Source organism: Streptomyces sp. P9-A4, from assembly GCF_036634195.1.
GTDB lineage: Bacteria > Actinomycetota > Actinomycetes > Streptomycetales > Streptomycetaceae > Streptomyces.
In genome coordinates, this window is record NZ_JAZIFY010000002.1 from 197,241 (window position 1) to 209,748 (window position 12,508).

10 protein-coding genes and 2 pseudogenes are annotated in these 12,508 nt (G+C 69.2%); 5 read left to right on the forward strand and 7 right to left on the reverse strand.

The genetic code is table 11. The features are described from left to right. Positions 1-849 precede the first annotated feature (849 nt). The gene (locus V4Y03_RS31620; protein ID WP_332437448.1) at positions 850-1,368 is read left to right on the forward strand and encodes a hypothetical protein; all 519 of its coding nucleotides are present in this window, start codon (positions 850-852) and stop codon (positions 1,366-1,368) included. A gap of 58 nt (positions 1,369-1,426) precedes the next feature. On the opposite strand, the gene V4Y03_RS31625 is transcribed toward V4Y03_RS31620, so the two are convergent. Together V4Y03_RS31625 and V4Y03_RS31630 are read right to left on the reverse strand one after the other, a co-directional pair. Then, on the reverse strand, positions 1,427-2,182 hold the full coding sequence (locus V4Y03_RS31625) for a transposase family protein (protein WP_332437449.1): 756 nt from the start codon (positions 2,180-2,182) through the stop codon (positions 1,427-1,429). Between the two features lie 170 nt (positions 2,183-2,352). Continuing rightward, positions 2,353-2,616 carry a hypothetical protein gene (locus V4Y03_RS31630; RefSeq protein ID WP_332437450.1) on the reverse strand — a complete coding sequence of 88 codons (264 nt, stop codon included), beginning with the start codon at positions 2,614-2,616 and terminating at the stop codon, positions 2,353-2,355. A gap of 333 nt (positions 2,617-2,949) precedes the next feature. Between V4Y03_RS31630 and V4Y03_RS31635 the strand changes: the two genes are divergently transcribed. Continuing rightward, positions 2,950-4,278 carry a hypothetical protein gene (locus tag V4Y03_RS31635; RefSeq protein WP_332437451.1) on the forward strand — a complete coding sequence of 443 codons (1,329 nt, stop codon included), beginning with the start codon at positions 2,950-2,952 and terminating at the stop codon, positions 4,276-4,278. 26 nt (positions 4,279-4,304) lie between these two features. On the opposite strand, the gene V4Y03_RS31640 is transcribed toward V4Y03_RS31635, so the two are convergent. Next, on the reverse strand, positions 4,305-4,448 hold the full coding sequence (locus V4Y03_RS31640; RefSeq protein ID WP_332437452.1) for a hypothetical protein: 144 nt from the start codon (positions 4,446-4,448) through the stop codon (positions 4,305-4,307). Between the two features lie 846 nt (positions 4,449-5,294). Between V4Y03_RS31640 and V4Y03_RS31645 the strand changes: the two genes are divergently transcribed. The 3 genes and pseudogenes from V4Y03_RS31645 to V4Y03_RS33990 all read left to right on the forward strand — a co-directional run. After that, positions 5,295-6,989, forward strand: a complete 1,695-nt coding sequence (locus V4Y03_RS31645) for an alpha/beta fold hydrolase (RefSeq protein WP_332437453.1) — start codon at positions 5,295-5,297, stop codon at positions 6,987-6,989. Positions 6,990-7,298: 309 nt separating this feature from the next. Then, entirely contained in the window at positions 7,299-7,643 is a 345-nt protein-coding gene (locus V4Y03_RS31650) for a hypothetical protein (protein WP_332437454.1), read from the forward strand. A 116-nt stretch (positions 7,644-7,759) separates the two neighbouring features. Next, positions 7,760-8,411: pseudogene (locus V4Y03_RS33990) on the forward strand (IS3 family transposase); the annotation flags it as partial. Between the two features lie 203 nt (positions 8,412-8,614). On the opposite strand, the gene V4Y03_RS31665 reads toward V4Y03_RS33990, so the two are convergent. The 4 genes and pseudogenes from V4Y03_RS31665 to V4Y03_RS31680 all read right to left on the reverse strand — a co-directional run bounded on the left by V4Y03_RS31665 (position 8,615) and on the right by V4Y03_RS31680 (position 12,337). Further along, entirely contained in the window at positions 8,615-9,934 is a 1,320-nt protein-coding gene (locus V4Y03_RS31665; protein WP_332437455.1) for a phthiocerol/phthiodiolone dimycocerosyl transferase family protein, read from the reverse strand. A gap of 582 nt (positions 9,935-10,516) precedes the next feature. After that, positions 10,517-11,022, reverse strand: a pseudogene (locus V4Y03_RS31670) (ISAzo13 family transposase); the annotation flags it as partial. Positions 11,023-11,178: 156 nt separating this feature from the next. Beyond that, complete coding sequence (locus V4Y03_RS31675; RefSeq protein WP_332437456.1) at positions 11,179-11,502, reverse strand: hypothetical protein; 324 nt, start codon at positions 11,500-11,502, stop codon at positions 11,179-11,181. A gap of 8 nt (positions 11,503-11,510) precedes the next feature. After that, positions 11,511-12,337 (reverse strand): IS5 family transposase gene (locus V4Y03_RS31680; RefSeq protein WP_332437764.1). Its coding sequence is split into 2 segments (ribosomal slippage): positions 11,511-11,998 and positions 11,998-12,337, totalling 828 coding nucleotides; the frame shifts between segments, so codons are not numbered across the junction. Positions 12,338-12,508: the final 171 nt, after the last annotated feature.

Sequence of the window (12,508 nt, forward strand, 5' to 3'; positions counted from 1 at the left end):
GTCGCCGGAAATTGGGTCTGACGCGGTCCCCGCAGGCCTCCGGCCGCCCTCCGACAGTGGTGCGCGATCCCTGGGCCGACCTTCTCCAAGCAGGTGCCCACCCGCCCGTTCACGCCTTCGGCGAATAGGGCCTGACCTGGTGTTTTCAGAGATCCGCCTAGGCTGGGGGCTCCGCTGGAGACACCATTGGGGGGACTTGATGAGTGACAACGACAACCCGTACGACGCCAGCCGCATCCAGGTGCTGGAGGGATTGGAAGCCGTTCGGAAGCGGCCTGGAATGTACGTCGGCTCGACCAGCCAGCGTGGCCTGCACCAGATCGTGTTCGATGTCGCCGAACGGGCGGTGAACGAAGTCCTGGCCGGCCGTGCCAGCGCCGTCGAGGTCACCATCACGTCCGACGGCGGCGTACGTGTCGCCGACGACGGGCCCGGTGTCCCCTTCGAGGCCGCCGGGGACACCAGCGGTCCCGGCCTCGAAGCTCTGCTGACCCGCATGCACCTCGGGGTGGCGGAGCCGGGCGGCCGCCACGCTGTGGCCATGAGCCTCTTCGGCATCGGGCCCTGTGTCACCAACGCCTTGTCGAGTCGCCTGACAGCCGAGGTGCGGTGCGATGGAGTCCACTGGGTCCAGGAGTACGCGCGGGGCGTCGCGCTCGCCCCGCCCACCAGCGCAGGACCGACGACCAGAAGCGGGACCACCATCGTCTTCTGGCCCGACACCGACATCTTCGAGACGACGGAGTGCTCGTTCGCGGTGCTGGCAGAACGCTTCAGAGAACTGGCCTTCCTCAACCGGGACCTGGACATCTCGCTGACCGACGAACGCCCCCGGGCCGGTCCCGATCAGTGCGGTACCGGTTCCCGGGCGGGGCTCGGGACTTCGTCGCCTTCCTCGACGCGCAGGAAGGAGCGTCCGTTCACCCGGACATCATCGGCTTCGAGCGCGAAGACCCGAGGATCGCCGGGACAGTCGAGGTGGCCCTGCGGTGGCGTGACTCCCCCGAGGAGTGGCTCCAGGGCTACGCCAACAGCGAGCCCACACCCCACGGCGGCACGCACATGACAGGATTCCGCGACGGGGCGGCGGCTGCGGTCAACGCGCACGTGCGGGAGCGGCGGCTCCTGGCGGAGGCAGCCCCCGATCTCAGCATCGACCAGATCGGCGCCGGGCTGACGGCGGTCGTGTCGGTGAAGCTGGACCGGCCCGAGTTCTCGGGCTCCACGCGCGGCGTACTGGACGGCGCCGCTGTGCGCACCAGCGTCGCCGATGCCGTACGGGAACACCTCGGCACATGGCTGGAGAGGCACCCGGAGCAGGCCGCGGCCATCATCGGCCGGATCATCCAGGGCGCCCGCCAGGACTAGCTAACGAGCTCGTGCACGGTTGGCGGTGAGACGTCGGGGTTCCCAGCGAGGCTGGTGTTCACATCTGTCGTGCAGGCGTCAGGTCTGCGGTCTGCTGGTGGGAGAGCAGGTCGGCGACGGCCTGGACCGTGTCGCTCATGTGCTCACGGCGGCCGAGGTGGCGGGCGAGAGCCCGCCAGTTCTTCAGATGGGCGATGCCGTGCTCGACGCGGATCCGCCTGGAGGAATGGGCCTTGCGCTGCCGCTCGTGCATTTCCTCGTACCAGTCCGGAGCGTTCTTCTTGAACTTGCGATGTGGTGGCGTCACCACGCGTCCGCCGGTCTGGGCGCCGAGGCCCTGGTAGCCGGCGTCCGCGAGGATCTCCACCGCTGGACCGTCCGCCAGGAGCTTGACCAGGCCCAACTGGCGGGCATGGGTGATGTCCGCGCAGCTGCCTGGCGTGGCTGGACTGCTGAACAGCACCCGTCCGTTCTGGTCGGTCAGGACCATGGTCTTGACGGCGTTCTGCTTGTTCTTCCCGGAGATGAAGGTGTCCCGGTCCTCGCGTCCGGCGGCCGGACGGCGGACCCGGATCTCAGTGTCGTCGATGATGCCGGTCTGCCCACTGGCGCCGAGGTGGTCGATGACTTCCGCCAGTGTCCGCAGCCGGACGCCGCGGCTGATCGTGCACCCACGCTCGGCAAGCAAGGGCCGCACCTCGCCGATGGCCCGGGTGATGGTGGAACGGTCCACGCCGAACCAACAGGCCAGCACGTCATGGGTGACTGCGTGACGGAGATGGACGAGCGTATCCAGGAGCCGGTCGATGAACACCAGCCGGTGCTTCGCGCCGGCCCGGCCCCGGCCGCCCTCCCGGCTCGAAAAACCGGCGACCGGCTCCCCGCTACGACGTCGGACGCGTCCTTGCCACCGGCGAGTCCTCCACCCGACCCGCACACCACAAGGTCGGCACGAAGCCCCGACGCACTGGCGGGTCGGCAAGCTCAGACTGATAGCAGGAATCCACCGATCTGGTATTCCAGCCTTTCACGGAACTCCAGGTGCGGGATGGCACTCCGCATCGCCGAGTACAGCGCGGGCGGCACTTCGTAGACCGCGGTCTCGAGGAAGTCGTCGTCCCGAGCGGGGAACAGGTCCCTGACCCTCAGGATCTCAACTCGGTTGAGGCCAGCGACATGTGCGGCTTGCTCGTCGCTGCCCCAGCCGATGAGGTCCCACCCAAGGGTTTCGGTGTTGATGTCGTTCACGCACCTGCGGTAAGCGCGAACTGCCCATGAGGTTAAACGGCAAGCTTACCGCTCCTGGTACAGGCCGGCCGCGGCCGCATGCTCCAGGAGGGTGCCGCATGTGGGGGGGGCGCCGGCCGGGAGAGTTCGGCGGCGGTCATCAGGGCGTGCCGTACCTCCCTGCTCAGCTGGAACAGCTGTCGGCAGCAGGTAACTGGCCACTTCGTAGTGCCGGAGTGGCCAATCTACCTTTTTCAGAGAGCAGTTGGCCGGTTGCGCCCCGGACGGTCTCTCCTCTCGGGCACCATACGCAGCGGAAGTGATCAACTACTTTAAGCAACGTTTGGAGGAGAGATGCCTCGGAAGCCCGGTCTCCCCGAGATGGTGACCATGCTGCACGCCGCCGTTCTGCACGGGGACCAGAGCCTGCGGGAAGTCCTCACCGAGAGCTTCGACAAGGTCGACGGTTCCGGTCGTACCGCCCAGGCGGCGACCTCCCGGGCCGTCACGGACGGGCTCACCCGGGTGTTCGACGAGGTCAACCGATTGCGCAAAGACGTCAACAGCGCCGTCAAGCCCGCCTCCAGCGACATCTTCACCAGCAAGGCCGAGGAGGTCACCGGCCTGCTGCGCGCCGAGCTGACCGAACTGCGCACCACCCTCAACCACCTCAGCGCCCTCACCCTCACCCCACCACCCCTCGCCTCATCCGGAACGCCCGCCGCCTTCACCGGCCCGGACGTTCCGGGCACACTCCTTCAGCCGTCGGTCCCCGCCCAGCGCGGCCCCGACCAGGAAGACCTCGCCCACGGCTCCCCCGCCGTACCCGGGCACGGGACCAGCGGCGGGCAGGAGGTCGGCTCGGAGACCATCGGCACGGCCGGGGCACAGGGGCCGGGTGACGGCACGGCCGGGGAGGATCCGGCAGCCGAGACCGCGCCGGAGGTGACCGCGACGGCGTTGTCGGAGGAGTCCGTGCGCCAGACCGTCCGCGAGGTCTTCGCCCAGGAGCTCGCTCCCCTCATCGAGCGGCTCACCACCCAGGCCTGCGCCGAGGCCGACAAGCAGCCTGACGGCGACGTCGCCGAGCAGCTGCGCGAGACGGTCCGCGAGGCCGTCGGCCAGGCCAAGGAAGAACTCACCACCGTGCTCGGGGAGACCCGCGCCGGCTTCAGCGCCCTGACGCAGGAGCTCGCCGGACTGCGTACGGTCGTCGACCAGCTTCAGGCCCGCCCCGCCGAAACCCCCGAGCCGGTACAGGTGAGCGAGGAGCACACCGCCCTGCTGCGGTCCGCAGCCCTCATCTCCTCCGCCGATCTGCGCTGCCACCGCGACACCTGGGAGTTCCTCACCACCCGCACCGCCGGCCACCCCCACTTCCGCGTCCCGCCCCGCGTCACCGACGAGGCCGACGAGCGCGTCTTCGCCCCGCTGTCCGGCCGCTCGCTGATCGCCCTGCTGATCAGCCTGCACAACGTCACCAGCAGCCCCTCGGACGGCAGCGGCGACCACGAACTCGCCGCCACGCTCTACGAGCGGATCGAGCAGTGCCTGACACACCTCAGCCCCGGCGACGGCGACCGCATCACCATCACCCTCGACGACCGCGTCACCCCCGAACCGGACGCCGACGGCGACGACCAGGACGGCGAGAGGCGGACGCAGAACGGCTGGGGAGCGTAAAGGGGAGCCCCGGCCTGCGAAAGCGCTCATCCGGCCTGGCGAAGTGCGGGCGCGGCGGCCGGTACCGGTCGTCCTGCGCGTTCGGCGCGGGCCCGCAGGATCGCGGCGACGCGGACGGCTTCGTTGGCCTGGCGCTGCTGGTCGCAGATGTCCTCGAGCGACGTCGGCACCTCCTCCTGGTCCTCCTCGACATCGGGGAAAACCTGCTCGGCGAGCTCGCGGCGGGCCCGTTCCTGCCGAACGACGGCCGCGGCGAGGTCCCAGGGTGCTCATGGGCGGCTCAACGAGAGGGCCGGTCAGCGGATGCCTTGGAACCCGGGACCGAGCCCGCGCCGTCGGGGCCGGCGTTCGGTACGCGCGGTCCGGGCGCGCCCTGCGTCGTCGTGGACGGCTCCGGTTCCGGCTCCGTCTCGGCGTCGACCGGCAGCCCCAGGCGCCGGCGGGCCGCAGTGGTCGGGGCCGTCACTGCAGTCAGGGCCTCGCGGACCTCCGGGCCGAGCCCGGCGAGCGCGTCGGCCAGGGTGTCGATCGCGACCAGGGCGTCGTCGGCTGCCGCCGGACTCCAGCCGGAGCCGGCCGTGGCGTCCGCGAGCTCGCACGCCGCCTCCGCGACCTGGTTGGCCTACTTCTCGACGCCGGGTCCTGCCCGGTCCACCAGCCCCATGCCGACCACAACACCACGAACGGCCCCGAGGACACTCACCCGGCCCGGCGCGCTCGTCGCGAGCCCGCTGGATCGCGGCCGCACAGACCTCTTCGGCGTCCCGGCGCTGCTGGGCACGGACTTCCCGGAGACCGACGCCTTCCTTGCGTGCGTGGGCCCCTGGCTGGCGCCTCCGGCTGCGCCCGGCCATCCTCGGCCAAGCTCTGGCATGTTGTCCGTCTGGAGGTTTGCACGGCGCCAATCATCCGTTCGGGTGGCCGGCGTGGAACATTTCCCCAAGGTGATCTTGGCGGTGTGAGCATGTGTCTGGCACTTTGTCGCCATCCCAATTTCACAGAAGGTGGGTACAGCCATGTCTGTCGACGGAACCCCGGAGACGCCGTTCGCGCTCAGCGCCGACGACCTCGCGAAGCTCGACGCGATCCGTGAGGCGCTGCTGGACCCGTCGCCGCGCCGGATCGGCCGCCTGGATCAGTGGGGTCTGGCCGACGAGTACGAGGTGTACGCGGAGATCGGCCTGTACTCGGAGGTCTCCCTCACGATGGCGGACGGGACGGTCCTGGACGCGTCGCTGAGCGTCCCGCGGAACCTCGCCCCCGGGCAGACCTGTCCCGCGGTCGTTCTGCCCGCCCCGCTGGTCGGCATCGGGCATCGGGCCTACCTCGGCATGATCGGCCGCTGGGCGCTGGGCGGCTATGTCGTCCTGGCCTACAGTCAGCGCGGTCTGGCCAACTCCACGGGCGAGATCCACGTCGCAGGTCCGCAGGACGTCGCCGACGCCACCGAGGTGATCGACTGGCTGGTCCAGCAGGACGCGGTCGACGCGGACCGGATCGGTTTCTTCGGCGCCTCCTATGGCGCCGGCACGAGCCTCCTCGCGGCCGCCAAGGACCAGCGGATCAAGGCCGTCGCGGGCACCAGCGCCTGGACCGACCTGTTCGCCTCCCTGTACGAGAACAGCACTCGTCACCTCAAGGCGTTCGAAGCGCTCGTGGGGCTCTTCGGCGAGGACCGGTGCTCGCAGGAGTTCCGCGAGATCATCCAGAAGATCCGCGCCAACACCATCGACGACGAGGTCAGGAAGTTCGCCGAGGCACGGTCGCCCAAGAACCACCTCAAGGCGTTCAACGACGCCGCGACGCCTATCCTCCTGACAACCGCCTGGCACGAGACCATCTTCTCGGTGCCCGCAGTCATCGACTTCCACAGCCGTCTGACCGGACCCAAGACGCTCCTCGTCCAGGTCGGCGACCACGGCAACGCCGAGCTCCCGGGCCTGTTCGGCCTCCCCGCCAAGCCCACGGACATGGCCTACCGGTGGATGGACCACCACCTCGGCGGCACCGCCGGCGACGGATTGACTCCACGGTTCGACGTCCGCTCGGAGTACATGTTCAACACCCTCTCCGACCTCCGCCACGCCTCCTGGGCCGACTACGCCCTGCCGAAGAAGCGGTTCCACCTCGCCGACGCGGCCTCCGGACAGAGCGACGGACAACTGGTCGAGGGCACCGCGGCGGCGGGCTGGACCCGTTCGGTGAAGGCCACCGGCACGGGCACCGACGTCCTCGTCGCCCCCCAGCTCATCCAGACCGGCCTCGCCGAACGCCTGGGCCTGCCCCACGTCTACAAGACGGCCGACATCGACCGCGGCCTCGCGGCGGTCTTCGCCACCACGCCGCTGGAAACGGCCGCGCGCGTACGCGGCGATCTGGAACTGCGGGTGACGGTGAAGCCGCAGCAGCCGGACGCCACGATCGTCGCCTACCTGCTCGACCACAACCCGGCCACCGGCAGGGCGCACATCATCACCCACGCCCCCTACACCTTCACCGCCGAGCAGGCTGGCCAGGCCACCACCGCGACCTTCCCCCTCCAGCCCGCCGACTACGTCCTGGCCAAGGGCCACCAGCTCCAACTGGTCATCGACACCCACGACCCCCTCTTCACCGCCCCCAACACCACCACCCCGGTGTTCACCATCGACATCACCTCCCCCAAGGGCACCGAGTCCTACCTCGACATCCCCCTCCACCCCGTCGACTGACTCCGCCCCCGGCACACCGGTGCGGCCCGCCCGAACACGAACGGGCCAGCCGCACCGTCACCGCCGGTGGTGTTGGTGGCGAACGCGATGAGCCGTAGTCCGTCGGCGTCGGTGAAACGCAACTGGGCTCCGGGGTGGGGCCGTTCCTTGCGGACGATCAGTCGCATCCCGTGTCCCACGCGCCTCGGGTAGCGGGGAAGGCGGGAGGGGGCGCCCTGGGTGGGCCCTCCCGGGATCCCGGTCCTGCTCTGCGGTCTCCTGGATGAGGTAGCCAGCCCCGCGGCTCTGCCCGTACTGGAGAACGTCCTGATGAACAGCGTCTTCCACGTAAGCGCCGTGATGCCGGCCATCCTGCCCTTCCTAATTCGCCTGGCAGCTGTCCCTGACATCGCGGTGCGGTCTGACCTGGTAGCACTCTTGATTCTCGCCGCAGATCTGTCTTTGCCCGTCGACATCGACGATGAACGCCAGGTGCTGCTGTTTGGGAAGGACTGCGATCACCCGGAACGCGAGTGGTGCAGGGCCGCCTTCGCCGCCCACGCTTCCGACCTGCGCGCGTTGCTGGAGGAGGGAACCCTTCCGGACGGACTGATCAGCGTGGACGACCGCGAGTGCCTGCTCAGGGCTGTGGAACCGCAGCGATGTCCATCCTGACTGTCCGCAGGGCGGCACCGCGGCCCGTGAAAAGATCTTGCGGTGTCTGGTGTGATTACGGCGTCGGAGCCTTCCTGGATAGCCCCGTTCACTGGGCTGAGCCCCCGCTGTTTTGGCAGCGTGTCGCCAGGATCATGCGGACGTCCGGAATCCAAGGGGTCCGCCTGCGCCGCCGGCACCGCACCACCGTCCCCGACACGGCCGCAGCCAAGGCACCGGACCTGATCGGCCGCGACTTCACCGCCGACAGCCCGAACACGAAGTACGTCGGCGACATCACCTACCTGCCCATCGAGGGCGGGAAGTTCTGCTATCTCGCGACCGTCATCGACCTTGCCTCGCGCCGTCTGGCCGGGTGGGGCCATCGCCGACCACATGCGCGCGGACCTCGTCACCGACGCCTTGGCGGCAGCGGTCCGGACCTGCGGCAGCCTCGCCGGATCGATCGTGTACACCGACCACGGAGCCCAGTACACGAGCAGGGCATTCGCCGAAGCCTGCAGGTCAGCAGGGGTTCGACGAAGCATGAGTGCGGTCGGGTCCAGTGCGGACAACGCTCTCGCGGAGTCCTTCAACGCGGCCTTCAAACGCGAGAAGCTCCAGGGCCGAAGGAGCTGGCCCAACCAGCGCCAGGCCCGACTCGACGCCTTCCGATGGCTCAACCGCTACAACACCCGACGCCAGCACTCCCGCCTCGGACACCGCAGCCCCATCACCTACGAAGCCACACTCGAAGCACCACCAACTACGCTGGCATCAGCCGCATAACCCGTGTTCAGGATTCGGGGTCAAGGCCCGTACTCCTCACCGGGACGGGAGGCCCGTTGGCCGGCGATGAACGCTCGGTGGGCCTCGATCGTCTCGGCAGGGTAGACCGCTATCGGTAAGTCCGGCTATTGGAACTTGCGGAATGCCTTCCGACGACCGTGTTTCCGAGGCAGTCCGGGGCGGGTTGCCCGCGCGTTCGGTGTTCACGTCGTCGGCAAGTCGGTGCGGACGGCCGTAGCCGAGGTGACGGCGTCCCGAGCTGCTCGCATCGTTGGCCGCGGCTGCCATGCTCTCGGATCGTGCAGGGCGGCGCGCACTGTGCGGGCCACTTCGTCGATCTGAGTGTCGGTGTACCAGGCCCTGCTGTAGGTCAGGTCGATGGCCAGGCGGCTGCGGTAGCGGCTGACGACCGCGAAGACCATCGGCACGTGGCCGAGCGGTGCCAGCCGCACGTCGGCGATCCGCAGCCCGTCGGGCAGGATCGGTTCGGCGATGGTTCCCACGTTGGTGATGACCAGGCTGGGCGGGTGCTGGTCGAGCATGTAGGGGAAGGCGGCCAGTTCCATCGCCGCGGCCCCGCTCTCCAGATCGGCGCGCAGCCGGGTATCCAGGTCGCGTCCGGCTTCGACCGGGTGCGCGTGGTCGTCGACCATGAGGCGGATGGAGGTGGTGGTGGCCGCAGACTGCAGGACCTCGGCCGGCATCGGCGGGGAGAGTCTGCGGCGCATGTCCACGGCCGTGGTGCACAGCAGCCGTACCGGCCCGCGTGCGGGGAACAGGGTGCGCAGGCTGGTCAGCAGGATGCCGCTGACCAGTGCGTTGACGGTGAGTGAGGCGTCACGGGCACACTGCACGAGCCGCTCGCAGCGGTCGGCATCGGCTTCGATGCCGATGACACGGAAGCTCGGATCGCTGCCGGGGCCGCCGTTGCGGGAGGCCGGGGCGGGCAGGAGCGCGGGCGGGGACTGGATGTCCAGCCGGGCGCGTTCGGCGACGAAGTCGCGCAACTGCCGTGGGGAGAAGCGGGCCGCGAGGACGTCGTCCAGTGCCGGGCCCAGCACCGGCTGGACGGGATCGGCGGACACCTGCCGACCAGCGGACAGGTCGGCGTAGAGGGCCCACAGGCGCTGGTGGAGGGCCTGGTAGCTCATCGCGTCGGCGAACGCCCGCGGCAGCGTCATCACCACCCGGGCGCGACCGGGACGGTCCGGCTCACGCAGCACCGTGACCCGCAGCAGCGGGCCCCGCTCCCAGGTGAGGGGCGCGTTGATCTCCTCGTTCAGATCAGCACCGTGTCCCAGGACCGGCCCTGGGCCCGACTGGCCAGTACGGACCAGCTGCCGGCCCTGCTCGTCCCCGGCGGTGATCGTGCCGGCCAGTAGCGGATAGCAGGCCACCAGCCGGGCCAGCGCCCGCGACAGGACCTCCTCGTCCAGTTCGCCGACGACCTCACTGTGCAGGACCAGCCGAACACCGGCCGCCGCGATGGCTGCCTCGTGCGGCGCCAGGAAACGCTCCACCATGCTCTACCCCTCTGCCCGACAGACAGCAGCACCATCACTCCTGACGGGAACCCCGGGCGCGGAATCGGCCCCTGCTTCACCTGGACGGGTGACAGAGCCGCAATGCGATCCCGCTCCTTCGGCACCGCAACCAGGAGCCGATCCCCGGCAGGGCCGCCCCAACAGCACATATGTGCGGCTCCGCGTCCGGGGTTGTCGGCGCGTCAACCTCGACGCACCATCCGCCCCCGCGGCCGGAGCCCACTCCGTGGCGCAGCCCGAATCGCTCGCCCCGATCCGCCTTCTGATCGCGCGACACCTGGCGCCCGGTGGTAGTGCCGAGCCGGTCAGCTGATCCCGCCACAGGAGTCGAACGGGTCGTGGCGGGAGGATCGGGCGCCCGTGTTCCGCGCCGTCCCGGTCGCGAAGATTGACGCCGTGCGCACCGCGTACCGGAGGGCCGCTCGATCGCCGCCCGCGACCACACCGTCAGGCGCGTCATCCGTACTGCCGTCGCCGACCCTGCCTGAGCACGCCGTCGTCGACCAGGACGCACCCGCTCCGGAGCTGCCGGTCGTCGGGCCTTGACCCAAGGCCCTAGATGTACTGCCCCACCAGTTCCTTCTTCTTGGTATCCACGCTGATCACCGCGTCTGCCGCGTCCCGGTGGGCGCGGGCCTGCTCGTTGATGTAGCGGAACTGGGCGTCGCGGTCCGGATGCTAGGCACCCTCGATGGTCTTGGCGTTGGACTGCAGACTGAAGCCCACCTCGCGCACCAGGTCACCGACAGTGTCCGCGCAGACGCGGTGCCCCTGGCGGGTGAGCTCGGCGGCGAGGTTACGCGTTGACTTCGTCGTCCAGCGCAGCGGCGACATCGGGTCCCCACGCATGTCCGGCTGGACCAGCTCAAGCAGCCCGCGGTCCGCAGGCCCGCGTCCAGGTCAGCGGCCTTCTTCCGCCCGCCGCCAGAACGGCGCACCCGGCCCAGCGGCGCCTCGCCCGCCTCCAACTCGTCCACGCCTTTGCGTACCGTCGCCTCGCTGACGCCGGCCACCCGCGCGACGGCCCGGATCCCGCCGTGCCCGAGGATCCGAGCCTCGGCGCCCATCAGTAGCCGACGCTGGCGCTCGTCCAGATGCGGGAACAACACCGCTAACTTCGGGGCGAGTTGCTCACGAGTCGACTCGGATATGCGCGTACCACATCAACGAGCCGAATCACGGGAAGCAACACCTTGATTCTCTGCGAGCCCTTAGAGGTCATCTCATTTGGTGGCTACGTGTGGGGAATCCGCGACAAGTTGAGCCATCTCGCGCAGGCGGTGCCAGTACTCAGGGTCGTCCGCTTCGCTGAGTACAGGTATGACCCGGTCTAGACGGGCGATGCAGCGAAGCAGAATGCTTCGACCCCGCGCTTCGAGCTCGCCGCCGTTCTTGGTCCACGTGAGAACACAACCTGCGGTGTCCGAGTCCAGCATCACCAGGTCGAAGCCGGCCCGGTCCGCGCCACCCAATCTAGAAGGAAAGGGAAGTTCCATAAACTCTTGGTACAGGCGTGATACGGCCTCAACCGCAGTTTCTTCGCTCACGCGGACCATCATGGCGCAGCTTTCACAACGCCTGGAGTCGTCTTGAGTCTGCGGTAGCAGATGAGGGTGCAGGCGATGCTGGTGAAGGCGAGGAAGTGGTCGGCTTTGCGTTCGTAGCGTCGGTGGAGGCGCCGGCAGCCGGCGAGCCAGGCCATGGTGCGTTCGATGGTCCAGCGATGACGGCCCAGCCGCTGCGAGGACTCGACGCCCTCGCGGGCTATGCGATGGGTGATGCCACGCTCGCGTAGCCATCGCCGCAGGTGGGAGTAGTCGTAGCCCTTGTCGCCGTGGAGCTTGCCCGGTTTGCGCCGCCGGGGCCCGCGGCGGGAGCGGATCGGCGGTATGCCCTTCACCAGCGGGATCAGGGCCTGCCTGTCGTGCAGATTCGCCGCCGAGATCCCGACAGAGATGGGCAGACCGGTCCGCTCAGTGATCAAGTGGATCTTCGAGCCGTACTTGCCCCGGTCCACAGGATTCGGACCTGTCAGGTCCCCCTTTTCAAGGCCCGCATGTTCACCGAGTCGATCGCGCAGCGGGACCAGTCCAGCTCGCCCCGGGACCCGAGCTCGTCGAGGACCAGGCGGTAGAGCTTGGCCCACACCCTGGCCTTCGTCCACTCGGAGAAGCGCCGGTGGGCTGTCGCTCCCGACGGCCCGAACGACGCGGACGGCAGCTGCTGCCACGTACAGCCCGACGTGGCCACGAACACGATCGCGGCCAGCACCTCCCGGTCACCATGCCGACGCCGACCACCACTCTGAGGCCGCGAAGGAGCCTCCGGCACCACCCGCTGGAACAGCTCCCACAACTCGTCCGGCACCAGCCGCTCAACAATCCCCACCACGGCCTGCAGCCTACCGAGCCAGCCAAATGAGATGACCTCTTAGTCGGGCTTGGATCCACCACGAGGCCAAGGTGGGTCCAGGCTCCGAGCTGCGGCGACGTCGTTGCGTTGATCCTCTGGGTCGAGAGGGAGGCCGAGTCGGAGTCCGCGTCGGGCAGCCGG